Origin of the sequence: Planctobacterium marinum (assembly GCF_036322805.1) — a bacterium.
GTDB classification, from domain to species: domain Bacteria; phylum Pseudomonadota; class Gammaproteobacteria; order Enterobacterales; family Alteromonadaceae; genus Planctobacterium; species Planctobacterium marinum_A.
In genome coordinates, this window is sequence record NZ_AP027272.1 from 2,712,435 (window position 1) to 2,732,882 (window position 20,448).

A 20,448-nucleotide genomic window follows, 5' to 3' on the forward strand; every position below is an offset into this window, starting at 1 on the left:
TCAGGTTTGAAAGGAATTTGAGTGTCGGCATTGCCCACTACGGCAATGCCGCAGTGGCGATATTATTGATGCGGGCAACAATGGCTTTTAAGCCATTGCCTCGTGTCGGGCTAATATGCCTTTCCAGATCTAATTGCCTGAAATACTCATCAATATCAAAGGCGATGATATCTTGTGGTGATTTGTTGTTATAAGCCGCAAGCACAAGCACTAGAAGGCCTTTAACAATGACTGCATCGCTATCCACCAGAAACTGGATGCGCTCTTTATCACCGCCGATTTCCAACCAGACATTACTTTGACAGCCCTTTACAAGACGGTCCGGGGTTTGCAATTCAGCGGGAAACGGCTCGAGGGCTTTCCCCAAGTCAATGATGTATTTGTAGCGCTCTTCCCAGCTGTCAAAAAATGCCAGGTCGTCAAGAATTTCGTCAGTAGTGGGTAGACTCATAGATTAAAAACTGTCTTTTGCTGAAATTAGAAAAACAGGCCAGCTTCCAGCTGTGCCTCTTCGGACATCATATCTTTTGTCCAGGGTGGATCAAATACCAGATTAACATTTACAGCGGTGACATTAGGCACTTTTGCTACGCGATATTTTACATCACTGATAAGTACCGGGCCCATACCACAGCCGGGTGCGGTCAGGGTCATGTCAATCGTAACCAAACCACTGTTCTGCTCTATATCGACTTTGTAAATCAAACCAAGAGACACCAAACTAATGGGAATTTCAGGATCGAAGATGGTATCTAACGCTTGATTTACCTGTTCTTCGAGTATTCCATCGTGTCCGGTGGAATCAAAACTGAGTTCTTCTGGTTTCATGCCAATGGCATCACCGTCTGTACCATCAATGCGCAGCATATTGCCCATCCAGGTGACGGTATAGTTACCGCCAAGGGCTTGATTGATGGTTACAAACTGGTTTGCGGGAATTGTGGTCTGTTCCCCCGAAGGCACACGCCTTGCCGGGCACTCTCGCTGAGTTACCACCATTTTTTTCTGCATCAGAATGATTAACCTACGTTGAAGCTTTCGCCGCAGCCACACTCACTGACTACATTGGGATTATTAAAACGGATCTCGCCGTTGATCCCTACGGTAACGTAGTCGATTTCGGTGTCTTGTACTAATGGCGCAGCATCTGCTGCAATCAGCATAACCATGCCGTTATCCAGGGTAATTTCTAAATCGTTAGCTTTTTTTTCTGCGACAGCATCCAGCGTGTATGCATAGCCAGAACAACCGCTTACCTTGGTACCAAGACGTATCATTTTATCCTGACTGTCACCCAGCATTTTTGCGAAGTGTGCCTTGGCTGAATCAGTAACGGTTACCAGCGCTGCTGTTGGATCGAATGTATTTACTGACATATTCAATTCTCTTACATCAACATCATTTTGACTTTCTTTAATGCGATAAATAGCGCTTCAATATCTTCTACGGTGTTGTAAATAGAAAACGAAGCGCGCGCTGTTCCGGGAACGCCCAGTCGTTGCATTAAAGGTTGCGCACAGTGGTCCCCTGTGCGAATAGCAATGCCCTGCTTATCCAGCAAAAAGCCAATATCGGCAGGGTGTGTGCCTTCAATAACAAAACTAAACACACCAATTTTGTTTGCTGCATTGCCTTTAATAATCAGACCATCAACCGTGGCAGATAATTCCACGGCTTTGTCCATCAACCGCTTTTCATGTTGCTTAACCGCTTCAAGATCAAGCGTATTAAACCAATCAATGGCGGCACCAAGTCCAACGGCACCGGCAATATTGGGCGTACCCGCTTCAAGCCGATTGGGCAACTCACCCCATGTGGCACTTTCATACGTAACCACAGAAATCATTTCGCCACCGGTTTGCCAAACAGGCCAATCGCACAAGACTTCAGCACGTCCCCACAATACGCCAATCCCGGTAGGAGCAAAAAACTTGTGCCCAGAGAAAGCGTAAAAATCACAACCTAATGCCTGCACATCAACATCGCCATGGGCAATACCTTGCGCACCGTCTATCATCACCCAAGCGCCAACAGCTTTAGCCATAGGGATAAGTTCGCTTAACGGGTTAATCGTTCCAAGCGCATTGCTTATGTGAGGAATGGCCACAAACTTAGTAGCATCACAAAGCAAACGCTGAAATTCAGCAAGGTTCAATTCCCCATCATCGGTAATGGGCGCAATTTTTAAAGTGGCGCCGGAAACCTTACACACCTGTTGCCAGGTAACCAGATTAGCATGATGTTCCATTTCCGTAACGATCACTTCGTCACCGGCTTTGAGTAACTGTTTAGCGCCATTGGCCACTATATTGATAGATTCAGTAGTACCTGCAGTCCAGATCACCTCTTTCTTATCAAAAGCATTAATAAAGTTTGCCACTTTTTCGCGAGCGGCTTCATACAAACGGGTCGCTTCGTCTGCCAATGTGTGCGCACCGCGATGTACGTTACTATTACAATGGGTGCAATAATGGCTGATAGCATCGATTACGGCTTGCGGCTTTTGCGTGGTAGCAGCGTTGTCTAGATATACCAACGGGTTGCCGTCAACCGTGCGCTGCAGGATTGGGAACTGCTGTCGAATTGCTACAACATCTAAACTCATGCTTCAATCGGGTCCAGGTTCATATTGGCAAAACGCTGTTGTAACTGAGGACGCAACCACTGTGCTAATGCTTCATTTGGCATCTCATCCACCAGCGCATTGATAAATCCAAAATTCAACATCACCAGAGCCTGAGCTTTACTTACACCGCGGCTGGTGAGGTAATACAGGGCTGATTTATCTAACTCAGCGACCGTAGCACCGTGCGCACAGCGCACGTCATCGGCATAAATTTCTAATTCTGGTTTAGTATTAATAGTGGCGTTATCGGTTAACAACAGATTCTTGTTGTTTAGCTCCGCCAGTGTTTTTTGGGCATCGCGATGAATGTGAATGCGACCATTAAAGGTGGCAGTGGCTTTATCACCCACAATACCGCGAACCGTTTCATCTGTTGTACAGTGGCCTATCTCATGCTCGATACAGCTATGTAAATCGAACTTTTCTCCCGCATCCAGCAAATATACCGCATTGATTTTGGCGTGTGCACGCTCACCGCGATGCATCACATCCACATCCAGACGGGACAATTCAGAGCCAAAACCCACCAGCGTAGAGTTAATCTCGGCTTCACTTTTAAGCTCAAAGTGACTACCACCAATACTCAAGGCTTGTCCGGTTCTCAGGCAAAAACGGTAGTGCTCCAGATAGGCATTTTCGGCTACAAAGTATTCCGCAAATCCAGAAAAGTAACTGGCCTGGGTACCTTCAGCATGCTCAATTACCGTCGCTTTCGCACCCTGCCCTAACCGCACCACGATACGATGTTGTACATCAATATCCTGGGTAATGGTATTGACGATGCGCAGCGGCTGTTTTATTTCTGCATTAGCCGCAATATCAACAATCAAACCATTGTCAGCAAGCGCATCATTCACCAGACCAAATAAGTGTTTTTGCGGTTTACAGGCGGTGAACGCGTTAACCGCCCATGCTTGTGCTTGTGAGTCTGGCTGAGCCAAATCCACAATGCTAAGCCCTTCAGGTAGCGACTGACTGATCCCCTGAAAATGGCCATCTACAAAATGCAAATCAATGGCATCGAGGTTTTCAATTGCGTGCAGTTCGGCCACACCTGCAGCACTGGCACCTTCACCTGAGCGTTTTTCCATAGCTCGAACGGAGGTGTATTTCCAGTCTTCGGTTTTACGGCTTGGCCAAGCTTGTTGTTTTAGTAATGCAAGAGAAGCTTGACGCTGACCAGAAAGCCAATCATCAACCTGCTGACCTTTCTCAATCGCATTGGCTAACCAGGCACTCATGCAGTTTCCTCTTCCGCATTGCGGTCATAAGTCTCCAACCAGGCGTAACCCTCAGCTTCAAGTTCGTGGGCCAGAGAAGCATCGCCGCTTTTCACGATTTTGCCATCGGATAATACGTGTACAAAATCGGGCTTGATGTAATCGAGTAAGCGCTGGTAATGAGTTACCACTACGAAGCTACGTTTGTCATCACGTTGACTGTTTACGCCTTCGGCTACGACTTTTAACGCGTCGATATCCAAACCCGAGTCTGACTCATCCAGAATGCATAGGGTTGGCTGCAGTAAGATCATTTGCATGATTTCGTTGCGCTTTTTCTCACCACCGGAAAAACCTTCGTTAACGCCGCGCTTTAAGAATTCCAGCGGCAGGTTTACTTGCTTGCAGGCAGCTTTAGCCGCTTTGAGAAAATCTGCTGAACTTAGCGCTTCTTCACCGCGGGATTCACGTACGGAATCAACTGCCGCTTTCATAAACTCCAGATTGCTCACACCGGGAATTTCAACCGGATACTGGAAGGCAAGGAACAAACCCGCTCTGGCGCGATCTTCAATTTCCATATCCAGTAAGTCTTCACCATTTAAAGTAGCGCCACCTTCAGTGACTTCGTAGCCATCTTTACCTGACAAAACGTACCCTAAGGTACTTTTACCAGCGCCATTTGGTCCCATAATGGCATGGACTTCACCAGGGTTAATTTCCAGACTCAGGCCTTTCAGGATGTCTTTTTCTTCGACTTTCGCTTTTAAATTATCAACTTTTAACATTTATTCACTACCTTACTTGCGCTACAGGCCTTAACCTACTGAGCCTTCTAAACTGATTTCTAACAACTTGCCCGCTTCCACGGCGAATTCCATTGGAAGTTCTTTGAACACCTCTTTGCAAAAGCCGTTTACGATCATGGACACTGCCTTTTCTGCATCGAGTCCTCGCTGCTGACACAAAAACATCTGTTCATCGCTGACTTTTGAGGTCGTCGCTTCGTGCTCAACAATGGCACTGGGATTACTGCTTTCTACATAAGGGAAAGTGTGCGCACCACACTTGTCACCAATCAGCAGCGAATCACACTGGGTAAAGTTACGGGCTTTTTTTGCACTCTTGTGCATTTGCACCAGGCCGCGATAACTGTTGTTACTTTGTGCTGCAGATATCCCTTTGGAGATAATAGTAGATTTGGTGTTTTCACCGATATGGATCATTTTCGTTCCGGTATCAGCCTGCTGCTTACCGCGAGTCAATGCCACGGAATAAAATTCACCTACACTATTATCGCCTTTCAATATACAGCTTGGATATTTCCAGGTGATGGCAGAACCCGTTTCGACTTGCGTCCAAGAGATCTTTGCATTGGTATGGCAAATTCCACGTTTGGTTACGAAGTTGTATATCCCACCTTTGCCGTCGGCATCACCCGGATACCAGTTCTGCACTGTAGAATATTTGATTTCAGCATCATCTAAAGCCACCAGCTCTACAACAGCGGCATGTAGCTGATTTTCATCGCGCTGTGGAGCGGTACAACCTTCCAGATAACTGACATGGCTGCCTTCGTCAGCCACAATCAGGGTACGTTCAAACTGACCGGTATTTTGCTCATTTATCCTGAAATAGGTGGATAGCTCCATCGGGCAACGCGTACCTTTAGGAATGTAAACGAACGAACCATCGGTAAACACCGCGCAATTCAAAGCTGCAAAGTAGTTATCATGCTGAGGCACAACGCGGCCAAGATACTTTTTAACCAACTCTGGATATTTGTGCACTGCCTCAGAGATTGGACAAAAGATAACGCCCGCCTCTTCCAGCTTTTCACGATAGGTGGTGACGACAGAGACAGAATCGAATACCGCATCTACGGCAACACCCGCCAACATCTCTTGCTCGTGAAGGGGAATCCCCAACTTCTCATAAGTGGCCAATAATTCCGGATCCACCTCATCAAGAGATTTGGGTTTGTCCGCCATACTTTTGGGAGCGGAATAATAAGAGATATCTTGGTAATTTATCTTTGGGTAATGCAGATGTGCCCATTCAGGTTCTTCCATCTTTTGCCAGATGCGAAACGCCTTCAGGCGCCAATCTAACATCCATTGTGGTTCACCTTTGACTTCAGAAATGCGTCTGACCACATCTTCGTCCAGCCCAGGCGCAAAAGTTTCTGACTCAATTGCTGAGACAAACCCTGCTTCGTACTCTTTTTTTAACGCGTCTTCTATTTGTTCAGACATACCATCATCTTTCGTTAAGCTGACAATAACGCCAATTTCTCTCCAAGAAGAGGTAAAACAGGCGCCAGTCTCAATAATGGCGGCAATGGTAAATTACTTGAGTAATTTACTCAAGTATTATCCAGTTGATAGCGATTGGAATCACCAATCTCAGCAGGATTATTTGTTTATGACTTATATTTAAGCCTTATTTCGCACCAAAAAAAGGCAAAGCATTGCACCAAGTCAAGGCCAAGTCACAATCTCACTCACCTTTATGGTGCAATATTCTAAAACAATTCTACATCAATGTTTTTACTGAGTTGCCTGGTTGCCCCGATATTACTCGTATACAAAGGTCGGAGCAGGACTTGTGATCGAATGGCATAGATGTTGAACTCCTGTTGTTATTACAAGATGTTGCGGTTAACAGGAGTTCAGCCATTAACGCCGAATTTTTAGCAAACTTTTTGAAGGTTCATCAGCTACCTGAACACTTCACTGAAACAGTATCTGACTTTTTCTTACCGCTTGCTGAGCGCATTAAAAACAAGGTCCAGGAAAAGAGCGGGACCTTTTACCTCGGCATTAACGGATGTCAGGGTTCTGGTAAATCCACCTTGAGTGATTTTCTCGGTGAATGGCTCACAGCACAAGGACTCTCGGTTGCGGTATTATCCCTTGATGATTTTTATCACAACCGTCAAATCCGGAAATCTCTCTCCGAATCAGTTTCTCCTTTGTTAGCCACACGTGGTGTTCCGGGAACCCACGATACTCAGCTAATGCAGCAAACTTTAACAAGCTTGGCGACTTCAGAAAAATGCGCACTCCCCCGTTTTAACAAAGCAATTGATGACCCGCACCCAAAAAGCCAATGGCCAATAATGAAAGGTCCGGTAGACCTGGTTATTGTGGAAGGCTGGTGTTGGGGGGTGACAGCCCAGACCCCGCTACAACTTCGATACCCGGTTAATGCCTTAGAAGCGGAACAGGATGCCAACCTCACCTGGCGAAACTGGGTTAATCAGCAACTTCTGGAGAATTACCAACCTTTACATCAAATGATGGATTTTTGGGTGATGTTACAAGCGCCGAGTTTTGACAACGTATTTCAATGGCGCCTGGAACAAGAGCAAAAATTATCAGCTAAGCTTAAGGACGAAAAGCAACACCGCGTTATGAGTGAACAACAAATCAAGGACTTTATTCAATACTATCAACGATTAACAGAAGAGTGTTTAAGAACGCTTCCGCAGCAAAGCGACATTGTATTGAAACTCAATGCTCAACGTACCATCGTCGAAGTACGCGGTTTATAACATGCGTGTCAAAAGGAGACGTAGCTTATGTCCTTAACCACTTTTTTGATTTTTACTGATCTGGATGGAACGTTACTGGATCACGACAACTATAGTTTTGAGGCCGCAGCAGGCACCTTACAAAAACTCAAAGCAGCCGGACATTTTGTTATTCCCAACACCAGTAAAACCTTCGCTGAGTTGAGTAGTTTTAAGCAAAGTGCGCAGCTCAACACCCCGTTTATCTTTGAAAACGGATCCGCAGTAGCTATTCCAAAGGACTTTTTCCCTTGGCAACCACCAGAAACAGTGGAAAAAGAAAACATGTGGATTAAGTCATTTAGTCCGGAACGAAGTCATTGGCTCTCCCTCATTCAGCAGCATGGACAACACTTTTACGGTATGTTCAAAGGCTTTTCACAAATGAGCACAGAAGAAGTGGTTAGCCTTACGGGTCTATCCCATGATGCGGCCCACCAAGCTATGCAACGTCAATATGGGGAGCCGTTACACTGGAATGGCGACGAATATGCCAAACGAGAGTTTTTGCATACCATGCAAGCCGCAGGAGCAAAAGTGCTTACTGGTGGCAGGTTCACTCATATCTGCGGTGACAGTGATAAGGGCAAAGCCATGCTATGGCTGGCGCAAATGTTTTCACGCGAGTGCGAAGAGCAAGAGTTTAAAACAATTGCATTAGGTGACAGCCAAAACGATAGCGCCATGCTGGAAGCTGCAGACATTGCTGTGCAGATAAAATCCCATAGCCACCCATTTCCAAAAATAAAAAAACAACAACATCTTTACCAAAGTACCCTCTACGGACCAGCTGGCTGGTCTGAATGCCTCGAAAAAATCGTGTTCAATCAGGAGTAAATGACCATGGCAGACTTTTACCAAAATGGGGTAATTACCACATTACACAACTTAGTAGACCGAAGCATAGAGGAACTGGAAAGCGAATTAAAATCCTTCAGTCAGTCTCGCCCTATGGGCTTGTTACTGCCCTCGCTTTTTTCAGAACTTGAAGGCGAAGCGCTACCCAACATCATTGATGATATTGCCAAGGTAGACTATCTATCACAGGTGGTGATAGGTTTAGATAGAGCCACAGAAGAACAATACCGTCATGCATTGCAGTTTTTCAGCAAACTCCCGCAGCACCATCGCGTATTGTGGAACGACGGGCCACGCTTAAAAGCCATAGATGCCAAACTGCAAGCACTAGAATTGGCACCAACTGAATTGGGCAAAGGGCGCAATGTTTGGTATTGCATGGGTTATATTTTGGCCACCAAAAAGGCCGAATCTATCGGCCTACACGATTGCGATATTTTAACTTATGATCGCGGCCTGTTGGCGCGTTTACTCTACCCGGTTGCCAATCCGAGGTTCAATTACGAGTTCAGTAAAGGTTATTACGCTAGAGTTGCAGACGGTAAGATCAACGGTCGAGTATCCCGGTTACTGGTTACCCCTTTGATTCGAGCGCTGCAAAGAGTATGTGGGCACAATGAATACCTGGAGTACATGGACAGCTTCCGCTATCCATTGGCTGGTGAGTTCTCCTTCCGCCGCGATGTGCTCAATGATTTACGTATTCCCAGCGACTGGGGACTGGAAATCGGTACATTATCAGAAATGCACCGCAATTATTCTCACAACCGTATTTGTCAGGTGGATATTGCTCAAACTTATGATCACAAACATCAGGATCTATCCCTTGATAACCAGCAAGCGGGCTTATCTAAAATGTCCATTGATATCGCCAAGGCTCTGTTTCGCAAGCTCGCTACCCAGGGCGAAAAATTCGATGCCGGCACATTCCGTTCATTAAAGGCCACTTATTACCGTATAGCACTTGATTTTGTTGAAACCTTCAATAACGATGCCATCATGAACGGCTTAAAATTTGATATCCATACAGAAGAAAATGCCGTGGAGATGTTCGCACAAAACATCATGACTGCAGGACAACACTTTCTGGAAAACCCCATGGAAACACCGTTTATTCCCACCTGGAACAGAGTGGTGAGTGCGGTACCGGATATTCTGGATGAAATCAAAGAAGCCGTTGAATTAGATTTTAATGAATTTAGCTAAGGAACTTTTGCTATGTCAGAGCTGTTAGATAACCTGAAACACAAACTACAGCAGCAACTTGAGGTGATTTACGACGGTATCACGTTGAATCGCTCCTATGACAAACTCAGTGATGAACTAATCGCTCTGATGCGCCTTAACGACGAAATTCAGCAACCAGGCTTTTTTCAGAATAACTGGGATGAAGGTGATGTAATATTGATCACCTATGGTGACAGCGTTATTCGGGATAATGAACACCCATTAAAAACACTGCGTAAATTTATGGACAAGTATTTTGGTAACACCATTAATAGTGTCCACATATTGCCCTTCTTCCCTTACAGTTCCGACGATGGCTTTTCTGTGATTGATTATTCCAGTGTCAATGAAGCCCTTGGCGACTGGAAGGATATAGAAAACATTGCTGGCGACAGACGTCTGATGGCGGATTTGGTGATAAACCACTGTTCCAGTCGCAGTGCCTGGTTCCAGAACTTTATCAGAGGCGAGGGACCGGGATCGGATTACTTCTTTACCGCTTCCCCCGACGATGATTTGTCACAAGTTGTACGCCCTCGCACCTCGCCACTGCTGCGAGAGACAGAGACGGCGCGAGGGTTGGAGCACGTCTGGTGTACCTTTAGTCACGACCAGGTGGATTTTGATTTTCGCAATCCCGATGTGCTTTTGGCCTTTGTGTCTATTATCAGACAATACCTTGACTCAGGTGTGCGCATTTTCCGCATGGATGCCGTGGCTTTCTTGTGGAAAATAGTCGGTACCACCAGCATCAACTTGATGCAAACCCACGAAATTATTCGATTGTTGCGCTCCTTGATAGAACACGCACAACCGGATGCTGTGATCATCACTGAAACTAACATTCCCAACACGCAAAACCTGACTTACTTTGGCAACGCCAACGAAGCTCACGCCATATACAACTTTAGTCTGCCCCCATTGCTGGTTAACACCTTGATCACCGGCAACTGTCTGTACTTGAAACGCTGGTTAATGAGTATGCCGCCGGCACAAAATGGAACCACCTACTTTAATTTTATTGCTTCCCACGACGGTATTGGGCTTCGCCCCGCTGAGGGATTGTTGTCTGATGAGGAAATAAGCACGCTCATCAACACCATGAAGCAATTTGGCGGACGTATATCATGGCGCACCACTGAAAGTGGTGAGCAAAAAGCTTACGAGATGAATATTGCGTTATTCGATGCCTTGCAGGGAACAACAGCTGGACCAGACAAATGGGGATTAGAGCGCTTTATTTGCGCCCATGCCATCATGTTAGGTCTTGAGGGTATCCCGGGCATCTACATCCATAGCATGTTAGGTACCGCGAATGATTATGAGAAGTTGAAAAATACCCATCACAATAGAGCGATAAACCGCAAGCGTTGGGATTACGACATGCTGACCATGGAGCTTGGTTCTAAATTCAATCACCATCAAAAAGTGCTGAACAGAATGAAACAGCTCATTGATATTCGCACCCGACAAAAAGCGTTCCACCCTAATGCCATACAATTTACCCTGCACTTGGGCTTGCAGCTATTTGGATTCTGGCGCCAAAGCATGGATCGCCGTCAAAGCATTTTTTGTATCAGCAATATCACAGACGAGCCGCAAATATTGCGTATGGGGGAACTCAACTTAACGGTTACTGATACCTGGCGAGACCTGATCACTGATACCAAGATCAGCGATCCTATGGAAGAGGTTACCCTGCAACCCTACCAGACAGTATGGTTAGCTAATAGCTGACACTACTCCCTAAAAACCAAACAAAAAAAGGCAGCGATTGGCTGCCTTTTTGCTTTCAACGCGATACCATTACCGCATCAAAATTTCGCACCAAACCACAACCAGGTTTTATCAGTATCCACTGCATAATCATCGGCGGAATAGCCTGAGTACTTCAAGCCAACGGAATAATTCTTGTTGAAGGCATAGGTGTATTGCAACTCTAGCTCGGTTCCATAGTCGTCAAGACCGGCCACATTTTCATCGGCTGAAAAGTCGTGCCAGACGATGTGATATTTACCACCCATCAACTTACCTTGTAATTTGATGTACAGATCCTGCAAGCCATTGCCTGGCGTCCCCAAGAAAATGTCCGCCCAACCATTGAATTTATGTAAGGTGGCCAAAGGTGTGGAAAATCCATAAGCACCGTTATCAGACCCTAAGTTTTCAAGGCCCAAAGTCAACTTATGGCCGTTATAACCCACTCCACCTTCCAGCAACCAATAATTGGCATCGAATTCATTGCCAAGAGTCTCGCTAGTTTGAGTGGCGTACTCCAATTGATAAAACAACCTTACCGAGTCTATTTTCTGGTTGCCGGCAAAGCGAATACCATAAGTATCCAGACTGTTATCAGTATTGTTATCTACTTCCAGTAAATACGCGTAGCCAGTTAAAGTACCGATATCGCTTTTGTAACTGACATTCACCAGATGATCTTCAGAGTCCAAATCAGCGTCGTCAGCAAAAATGCGGTTGCGTTGATTGATAAAATAGTAACGCGCGGTCAGCTGCTTGTTGAATTTGTGCACCAAGCTAATGGCATCAAATGTTTGTCTGTCTTGACGCCAGCCAACATGCCCAACGTGTCTATGATTATCTAGCGCAATAACCTGGCGACCAAATCGCGCTGTGGTTTTGACATTTGAATACTGCACGAAAGCTTGATCTAATTCCGTTGACTTAGGGTCAGCGATAACGGAATACACGCCGGTATTAAACCCGGAAGGCGGTACGCTATAATCATCGATACCCATTACCGAACGCACGTCCTCAGCTTCTACTAAAAAAGAGAAACCATTAGTCGCAGCTGATTTATAAGTCAAGCGAGTACGCAGTGTTAGGGCATCGGCGTCTTCCAGTGCGTTGTCTTGATCAACGGTTTCATAGCGCAGGTTAAAATCAAGCGTGGTTTTACCATTTTTAATGGCCTTCGCTAAAGAGTCCTCAGCTTGCACCTGACTGGCAGTGACTGCCAAGGCGACAGCTGATAGAGACAATCCCAGCTTTCGTTGCAGATTATTCATTTTGTGTGTCCAAGTTTTGTGTAGTGTGCTCTTTTAATTTAGCGCCTTATGCGCTGCTGTCCATAATACTAACGGCTAATATCTTTCGATGTGCCTAAATATTTGTGTTGATGATACAACAAATCGAGTAATATCTTGCACTTAGTTTATTTCACAAATATTCATCTGATGTCAAAACTTCACCTTAAATCTATTTTTCTTATTTGTTTCCTTTTGATGTTCAGCGGCCTTGTTTGGGCCAAAAGCTCTGTCTGGAAAGCCTCTAAAGATGGCAATGATATATATCTTGCAGGCACAATGCATATTTTAACCAACGAGGATTACCCTTTACCCAATCAATTCAATGAGGCATTTCAAAAGGGCCAGCTCATTACATTTGAGACGGATATCGCCACAGTGGCCTCTATAGAATTCCAACGCAATTTTCTAAATGCTATGGCTTTGAGCGCGGATGAGCCAAGATTGATGCAACAACTCACAAAAGAAACCAGGCAAGCCCTTGAGAAAAAATTAGCAAGTCATGCTATCCCACTAACACAGTTCAATAATTTCAAAATCAGCATGGTACTGTTAAACCTTGCTTTGGCCGAATATCGCGCTTTGGGTTTTACCGCACCGGGTGTTGACGCCACCTTTCACCAAAAAGCGGTAGAGCAAAACAAGGCCATTGCCGCACTGGAAACCCCAGAAGAGCAAATTAACTTCCTCGCCAGCATGAGCGACGCAAATGCAGAACAACTGGTGCGCTATACATTAAAGGATCTGGAAAATATGCCGGATTATGTCAGTCAATTAAAGTCGGCCTGGCGTACCGGCAATCTGCCCTTATTCACTGAAATTGGTATCAAGCCTTTTATGGATGACTACCCACACATCTACCATATTATTATTAAAGCGCGTAACGATAATTGGCTGGCAAAAATTGATGAATACATTCAGACAGCAGAAATCGAAAGTTTGTTTGTAGGCGCATTGCACCTGGCCGGTCCCGATGGTTTAGTTGCTCAATTGAAAAAGCAAGGTTACGAAGTTCAACAGCTAGAGTGAAGCGCGGCAAATTCGCCAGTATACGCCGGGTACGTAAGTTGTTATGCTCTCGTTCTTTCAGGAACTCAGCAGAGGCTAACCTTTTCCATGTCTGTTTGTGACGCTCCCGGTCTATTACCCATTGAAGACGCTTTAACACAACAAACTGCTCAGATCCGCCCCCTTCAAGAGACTGAAGTGGTGGATTTGAAAGACGCAGCAGGGCGTATTGTGGCGGAAGATGTGATATCTGAAGTAAACGTACCCCCTCATGACAACTCCGCCATGGACGGATACGCACTCAGAGCTGCCGATGCAAAAAATTCTCTGCAAATTATCGGACAATCACTGGCGGGACACGCGTTTTCTTCTCCTGTAACCGAAGGACAGGCACTGCGTTTAATGACCGGCTCTCCGGTACCACAGGGGGCGGATACTGTTATTATGCAGGAGCAGACTGAGGTTATTGGCAGAAAACTGCGCTGTCTCAAAATACCCCAGCAAGGGACCAACATCCGCCGCAAAGGTGAAGATATTCAGCAAGGAAGCGTGGTAGTCAATAAGGGAGTGAGGCTGTCAGCCCCTCACCTGTCGCTTTTAGCTTCCATCGGCCACAGTAAAATAACTGTAGTTCGCAAAATCAATATTGCTGTGATGGCCACGGGAGACGAGCTGGTTGTACCCGGGACAGAACTACAAAGCGGACAAATTTATGAGAGTAACCGCATCGGGATTATTACCATTCTGCAAAAATTAGGGTGCAATGTCATTGATTTAGGGATCATCCCAGACGAACTTGAAACCACCAGAAATGCGTTTACTGAAGCGGCAAAGCAATGTGATTGGGTCATCACTTCAGGCGGTGTTTCAGTTGGCGATGCAGATTTCGTCAAGCCGGTATTAGAAGAACTAGGGGAAATCAATTTTTGGAAAGTGGCCATTAAGCCCGGAAAACCTTATGCCTTTGGTAAATTAGGTAGCGCTTTTTTTAGCGGCTTACCAGGCAACCCGGTGTCTTCATTTGTGACCTTGATACAGCTGGTTATCCCCTGTTTGAAATATCTGGCCGGTGAGACATCCGCTCCGCAATTCTCTTTAAAAGCGAAACTAATGAAAGATATTCGACGTGCACCCGGGCGCACAGAATACCTGCGAGCCAGGGCATGGCAAAATGAACAGGGCGAACTGTGTGTATTACCCCAGCCTAAGCAGGGTTCAGGCATAATGAACTCTTTTACCCAAGCCAATTGTTTCGTTGTTGTGGCTGCAGATTGCGCTTATCACGACAAAGATACAATGGTGAATATTCAATTGTTTGACGAACTATTAAAATAACCTTGAAACTCAACGTATTTAAAACCGAGGCGCGGGCCATGTTAAAGCTCGCTGGTCCTCTTTTGGTAGCGCAGCTAACACAAATGCTGATGGGCGTATCTGATACACTGATGGCCGGACGCTTGTCTTCAACCGATATGGCCGCTGTAGCCATAGCTTCCAGCGTGTTTTTCCCGGTAATGATCCTGGTGCAAGGCATTATCATGGCCCTGCCCCCGATTGTGTCCCGCTTACATGGGGCTAAAAATCACGCTCCCATCCCTGAAGCAGGACATCAAGCACTGTATATTGGCCAGGCATTAAGTCTGCTGGTTTTTATTGCCAGCTTTTATACCTACGAAATGTTCACTCCCTTTAATATGGCAGCCGACTTGCAGCGTATTTCAGCGGATTATTTACAGTATGTGTTCATAGCCTTTCCTGCCTTTTGCGTTTATCAGGTGCTGCGCCAATATAGTGAGGGCTTGTCTCATACCAAACCCAGCATGATCATTATGATTGTCGGCCTGATAGTGAATATTCCAGCAAATTACGTATTTATTTACGGCGAGCTTGGTGTCCCGGCTTATGGCGGTGCGGGTTGCGGCATTGCTACAGCCATAGTGCTTGTGGCCATGATGACCTGTAATTGGTTATACGTTAAAACCTCTAAAAAATTATCCTTCGCCCCCTTTTTTGAGTATTCCAGTAAACCCAACTTTATCGGGATAGTTGCCCATTTGAAAATCGGATTACCTATCGGGTTTGCGTTGCTTTTTGAAGTAACGCTCTTTTCAGTCATCGCTTTGTTACTGTCTCCTCTGGGTGCCAAGATTGTTGCTTCTCATCAAATTGCCCTTAATGTATCCGGCGTATTATTCATGGTACCGCTGAGTATTGGTCTTGCCGTGACAATTCGCATTGGCTACTTACTGGGCGAAAATCGAGATAGTAGTGCCAAAGATGCCAGTTACACTGCTGTTGCCATGGGACTGGGTTTTGCCACCATCAATGCATTAATATCTGTACTGCTGCGTTATCAACTTGCAGGGCTATATAGTACAGAAACAGACGTGATTAATATGGCAGCAGATTTATTGCTCTTAGCTGCTATTTTTCAGTTTTCTGACGCAGTACAGGTCATTGGGGGCTGTATTCTAAGAGGTTATAAAGATACCAAAGCCATGCTGATCATTACTATCTGCTCTTACTGGGGAGTAGGTTTAACCTTGGGTTACATGCTGGCGATGACAGACATCATAGTACCGGCAATGGCTGCCGCGGGATTCTGGGTTGGAATAATACTAGGACTGACAGTTGCGGCCATTTTGTTGAGTTTACGGATCCGCTTTATTCAGAAACATCTACCACAAGATGGTAATCAAAGTGTGTAACTATAGACCTTTGTATTATTGAGTAATTCTGAAGCAGGACTAGTATTAGTAATCAAGCACCTCTATCTGGTAGACAATTCAGGAGAAATAGATGACTACTACCAAAGTACTGCCTGTTAAACTCTCTCATCACTTCACTCTCATACTGTTATCCTTGCTCGTGCTCTTTAGCACGCAATCGATGGCCTCCCCTACTGCCGCCGAATATGGAACGGTACTGAACCTGTCTGGTAAGCAACGCATGCTATCGCAAAAGATGAGCAAAGAAGTGATGCTGGTAGCGCTTGAGGTGGATAAAGCCGCCAATATTGAGAACCTTAAAAATACCGCAGCACTTTTTGATAAGACCCTAAAAGGCTTACGTAGCGGTGATGCGGATCTGGGCTTACCGGCCACTTCTGCAAAACGCATCTTGCGTCAACTTGATAAAGTAGACGCAATTTGGGCCGACTTCTATCCAACAATTCAAGCAATTGTATCCAGTGGTAGTGTTACCGCAGAACAAGTAGCCACCATTGCAGCGAAAAACCTGCCACTGTTGAAACAAATGAACAAAGCGGTTGGCGCTTACGAAAAAGACGCGGCAAAAAATGGCTTATCCAAAGATCCTGGGCTTGCGGCAACATTAAATCTGTCGGGTAAGCAGCGTATGCTCACCCAAAAAATGAGTAAAGAATTTTTGTTGGTAGCTTACGGGCACAATGTAGAAGAAAACAAACTGAATTTATTAGAAACCTTTACGCTGTTTGACCGAACTCTAAAAGGGCTTGTGTCTGGCGATGAGGTTTTGGGCTTGCCCGGTACCAGCGATGCAACCATCGTTGCTCAGCTAAAAGTGGTAGAAGGCTTGTGGCAAGATTTCAAACCGCAAGTAAGCGCAGCATCTGAAGCCGCATCTAGTGGCGTGAGTAGCGAGCAAGTGAGTAAAATTGCTAGCAGCAACTTGCCACTACTTAAAGAGATGAACAAGGCAGTGGGCATGTATGAAGCTCAGGCGGCAAAATAATTCGGTTTATCAATGACTACGAAAACCGGGCTTTCTGCACAGAAAGCACGTATGCTTTTCAGAACACAACTAATATTTGTAAAACCCTAGCCCGGACAATTTTATGGAACTTATCAATCAAGTAGCGGCAAAATTTACAATAAAAACCAAGCTATTGGGCGTTGCAGGAGTTATCTCTGCTGCGCTCATCGTTGTATTGGCGGTTTCCTATTTGTCCTTCAGCGGTTTACTTAGCGGCTTTGATGGCGTGCAGCAACAAGCGAAGCAAGGTGTATCCAGTGCCAAAACCACTGAACAAACCATTTTCGAAGTTGATAACAACCTGACACAAATGTCTCAAGAGATGCAAGCACTGGTGGCGGACATTCAGCGCACCAATCAAAACGTAAAGATTCTTGAGCGCAAAATACAAGGTTTTGCCGCTTCTCAAATTGAAATAATGGAAGTGCTGGAAGAAGTCACGGCCGAAATGGAAGAAAGTGATGCCCTCTATGAGCTTGAAGATCTCAGCGACACGGTAACCGACATTGAAGGCACCATTCGTCGGGAGGGCTTGGTTGGCCTTGCAAATACCGTCAAAGAGATGATTAGCTTCAGCCAAGACCTGGAGCAAAAAGTCGAAGTACTGGCCGGACTTTCTGCAGAGTTAAAAGAAGGCAGCGAACTGGCCAGTAGTGTGGTAATCAGTAATACTGAAATCAGTGCTCAGGTTACCGGGTTTGGTAATAATATTGAAACATCCAGTAATTCACTTATCGTACTGTTGCTTGTTGTCATTGTAGCAGTGGTGCTCATTCTGCTACTTTTAACCAATACCATCATTGCCCCGCTTAGCAAAGCCAGTCTCGCAGCTGATAATATCGCCAATGGCGACTTGAACAGTGATATTCAGGTGTCCGGGCGCGACGAAATCGCGCAACTACTAGCTGCCATGGCAAAGATGCAAAACAATCTGCGCCAGGTCATCGAGAGTGATATCCAAAATCTGGTTAAAGCCACCAAACAAGGCGATCTGAGTCAGCGTATTTCTGTGCAAAATAAAGCAGGTTGCTACAAAGACTTGTCCGAAGGCATCAATGATTTGGTAGATACCTCCAGCGCAATTATAGGTGATACCAGTCGGGTTATTGAAGCTCTGGCGGAAGGCGATCTCAACCAAACTATCACCCGCAATTATCACGGCGAATTCCACAATCTAAAAGAAAACGCGAATGCTACCATCAATAAACTTAAAACCGTGGTGGAAGGTGACATTCAGACTCTGGTAAACAAGGCTGAGCAAGGTGATTTGAGCAGTCGAATTGACCTTAAAGACAAGCAAGGTTTTTACAAAACATTGAGTAGCGGTATCAATTCGGTTGTAAACAACAGTGAGGACATCATTTCAGAAACCTCCATTATTTTTGGTGCCATGGCAAAAGGCGATCTTTCAGAGCGCATAGATAAGCCTTACAAAGGCTCTTTCCTGCAGCTGAAAAACGACGCCAACAATACCCTGAATAAACTTGAAGCAGTGATTGAGGGAGATATCCAACACCTGGTCAGTGCAGCGCAAAAAGGCGACTTGAGCAACCGCATTCCACTTGATGACAAACAAGGTTTTTTCCTGTCTTTAAGTGAAGGCATCAACGATCTGGTTAACAGCAGTGAGAGCATTGTTAATGACACAGGCCGGGTACTGAGCGCACTGGCTTCTGGGGATCTCGATCAGCAAATTGACGGCGAATATCAGGGAGCCTTTGATGCCCTGAAACAAGATGCCAATGCCACCACCAAGAAACTTAAAAAAGTCATTGAACAAGATATTCAAACAATCGTAAATCAGGCGAGAAACGGTAACCTCAGTGAAAGAATAGGCCTGGAGGATAAAGACGGTTTTTACGCTGAGCTTTCCAATGGCATCAACGACATAGTTGCCACCAGTGATCGAGTGGTGAAAGACACAGTTAACGTCTTCTCTGCGCTTTCCAGAGGTGACCTCAGTCAGACTATCGAGCATGAATATCGCGGTGATTTTGATGTTCTGAAGCAAGACGCGAATGCCACGACAGAAAAACTCAAAACCGTGATAGAAGGCGATATTCAAAATATTGTTAGTGCTGCCAATGAAGGTAACCTGGCCAATCGCATTAACCTGGACAATAAAACTGGCTTTTTCAAAACCCTCAGCCAAGGCATTAACCAATTAGTTGATGTCAACGATCGCATTATTAACGAATCAGCATTGGTGGCTAAAGCCCTCGCGCAAGGTGATTTGACCAAAAGCATACAGGGCGACTATCAAGGCCTGTTCAATGAGCTCAAGCAAGACATTAATCAATCGGTAGCTAATATCAGCAATATCGTTGAAGAAATCCGTATCACTGCCACATCGGTCAGTAGCGGCGCCAATGAGATATCCAGCGGCAACAACGATTTAAGCGACCGTACACAGTCTCAAGCAGCTTCACTGGAAGAAACCAACGCCACCATGAAGGAATTAATGGAGCGTGTAGCTAACACCGCCAATGCTTCAAAGGATTCTGCACACATGGCACAAAACGCCACAAGTATCGCTGAGCAAGGGGGCAACGTCGTTACCAATGCGGTGCAAGCTATGCAGCAGATTGATGAATCCAGCCGTAAAATATCTGACATTATCGGTGTTATCGATGAAATCGCTTTTCAAACCAACCTACTGGCTCTAAATGCCGCGGTAGAGGCTGCGCGAGCCGGTGAATCCGGTCGTGGTTTTTCGGTTGTAGCCTCTGAAGTACGCAGTCTGGCGCAACGTTCAGCACAAGCCGCAAGAGAAATTAAAGGTTTAATTATTGAAAGTGGCAATAAGGTAGATGAAGGCTCGACCCTGGTGAATAAAGCCGGTGACACCTTAAAAGACATTGTAGAGTCTATTAGTTCCGTAAACGGTGCCATAACCGACATCAGTCAGGATGCAATGGATCAGCGCCACGGTATTGAGCAGATATTCCAGGCCATCAACGATATGGACGATGCCACCCAGCGCAATGCAGCCTTGGTGGAAGAAGTCAGTACCGCCAGTACCTCTCTAAATGAAACGGCCAATCAACTGCTGGGATTGGTAGCTACCTTTAAGATTTCTGAAGAAGAAGTGTTGCAGGCGTCAAATGACGTAGTCGATTTCTCTGAAGATGAAGACTGGAGTGCGCTGTAAGCGCA

The 20,448-nt window shown here is 45.6% G+C and carries 17 protein-coding genes; 9 read left to right on the top strand and 8 right to left on the bottom strand.

The window, feature by feature from the left end:
- Positions 1–37 precede the first annotated feature (37 nt).
- From AABA75_RS12150 to sufB, 7 genes are read right to left on the bottom strand one after another with little or no spacing between them, the layout of a single operon-like run.
- A complete protein-coding gene (locus AABA75_RS12150; RefSeq protein ID WP_338292872.1) occupies positions 38–451 on the bottom strand; it encodes a SufE family protein in 414 nt (137 codons plus the stop codon).
- Between the two features lie 26 nt (positions 452–477).
- On the bottom strand, positions 478–1,011 hold the full coding sequence (gene sufT / locus AABA75_RS12155) for a putative Fe-S cluster assembly protein SufT (protein ID WP_338292873.1): 534 nt from the start codon (positions 1,009–1,011) through the stop codon (positions 478–480).
- Positions 1,012–1,019: 8 nt separating this feature from the next.
- Positions 1,020–1,376 carry a HesB/IscA family protein gene (locus AABA75_RS12160; RefSeq protein WP_338292874.1) on the bottom strand — a complete coding sequence of 119 codons (357 nt, stop codon included), beginning with the start codon at positions 1,374–1,376 and terminating at the stop codon, positions 1,020–1,022.
- A gap of 11 nt (positions 1,377–1,387) precedes the next feature.
- A complete protein-coding gene (locus AABA75_RS12165) occupies positions 1,388–2,605 on the bottom strand; it encodes an aminotransferase class V-fold PLP-dependent enzyme (protein WP_338292875.1) in 1,218 nt (405 codons plus the stop codon).
- On the bottom strand, positions 2,602–3,867 hold the full coding sequence (sufD, locus tag AABA75_RS12170; protein WP_338292876.1) for a Fe-S cluster assembly protein SufD: 1,266 nt from the start codon (positions 3,865–3,867) through the stop codon (positions 2,602–2,604). Before sufD ends, AABA75_RS12165 begins: the two co-directional genes overlap by 4 nt.
- Complete coding sequence (sufC, locus tag AABA75_RS12175) at positions 3,864–4,634, bottom strand: Fe-S cluster assembly ATPase SufC (protein ID WP_338292877.1); 771 nt, start codon at positions 4,632–4,634, stop codon at positions 3,864–3,866. Before sufC ends, sufD begins: the two co-directional genes overlap by 4 nt.
- Positions 4,635–4,664: 30 nt before the next feature.
- Positions 4,665–6,101 (bottom strand): Fe-S cluster assembly protein SufB, encoded by a 1,437-nt coding sequence (sufB, locus tag AABA75_RS12180; protein WP_338292878.1) that lies wholly within the window; start codon positions 6,099–6,101, stop codon positions 4,665–4,667.
- A 383-nt stretch (positions 6,102–6,484) separates the two neighbouring features.
- Here sufB and AABA75_RS12185 point away from each other — a divergent pair, with 383 nt between their 5' ends.
- Genes AABA75_RS12185 through AABA75_RS12200 form a run of 4 tightly spaced genes read left to right on the top strand, consistent with a single transcriptional unit; the run spans position 6,485 to position 11,242 of the window.
- Positions 6,485–7,402 (top strand): kinase, encoded by a 918-nt coding sequence (locus AABA75_RS12185; RefSeq protein WP_338292879.1) that lies wholly within the window; start codon positions 6,485–6,487, stop codon positions 7,400–7,402.
- Between the two features lie 27 nt (positions 7,403–7,429).
- Complete coding sequence (locus AABA75_RS12190) at positions 7,430–8,257, top strand: HAD-IIB family hydrolase (protein ID WP_338292880.1); 828 nt, start codon at positions 7,430–7,432, stop codon at positions 8,255–8,257.
- A 6-nt stretch (positions 8,258–8,263) separates the two neighbouring features.
- The gene (locus AABA75_RS12195) at positions 8,264–9,484 is read left to right on the top strand and encodes a glycosyl transferase (RefSeq protein ID WP_338292881.1); all 1,221 of its coding nucleotides are present in this window, start codon (positions 8,264–8,266) and stop codon (positions 9,482–9,484) included.
- Positions 9,485–9,496: 12 nt separating this feature from the next.
- Positions 9,497–11,242 (top strand): sugar phosphorylase, encoded by a 1,746-nt coding sequence (locus AABA75_RS12200; RefSeq protein WP_338292882.1) that lies wholly within the window; start codon positions 9,497–9,499, stop codon positions 11,240–11,242.
- 77 nt (positions 11,243–11,319) lie between these two features.
- On the opposite strand, the gene AABA75_RS12205 is transcribed toward AABA75_RS12200, so the two are convergent.
- Positions 11,320–12,531 (bottom strand): alginate export family protein, encoded by a 1,212-nt coding sequence (locus tag AABA75_RS12205; RefSeq protein WP_338292883.1) that lies wholly within the window; start codon positions 12,529–12,531, stop codon positions 11,320–11,322.
- A 216-nt stretch (positions 12,532–12,747) separates the two neighbouring features.
- Between AABA75_RS12205 and AABA75_RS12210 the strand changes: the two genes are divergently transcribed.
- From AABA75_RS12210 to AABA75_RS12230, 5 genes are all read left to right on the top strand, one after another.
- A complete protein-coding gene (locus AABA75_RS12210) occupies positions 12,748–13,578 on the top strand; it encodes a TraB/GumN family protein (protein ID WP_338292884.1) in 831 nt (276 codons plus the stop codon).
- 87 nt (positions 13,579–13,665) lie between these two features.
- Positions 13,666–14,892, top strand: coding sequence for a gephyrin-like molybdotransferase Glp (glp, locus tag AABA75_RS12215; protein WP_338292885.1), 1,227 nt, complete (start codon positions 13,666–13,668; stop codon positions 14,890–14,892).
- A 38-nt stretch (positions 14,893–14,930) separates the two neighbouring features.
- Positions 14,931–16,265: an MATE family efflux transporter gene (locus AABA75_RS12220; protein ID WP_338292886.1), complete on the top strand. Its 1,335-nt coding sequence runs from the start codon at positions 14,931–14,933 to the stop codon at positions 16,263–16,265.
- Between the two features lie 91 nt (positions 16,266–16,356).
- Positions 16,357–17,271, top strand: coding sequence for a type IV pili methyl-accepting chemotaxis transducer N-terminal domain-containing protein (locus AABA75_RS12225; RefSeq protein WP_338292887.1), 915 nt, complete (start codon positions 16,357–16,359; stop codon positions 17,269–17,271).
- 103 nt (positions 17,272–17,374) lie between these two features.
- Entirely contained in the window at positions 17,375–20,443 is a 3,069-nt protein-coding gene (locus tag AABA75_RS12230) for a methyl-accepting chemotaxis protein (RefSeq protein ID WP_338292888.1), read from the top strand.
- The last annotated feature ends 5 nt before the right edge of the window (positions 20,444–20,448 follow it).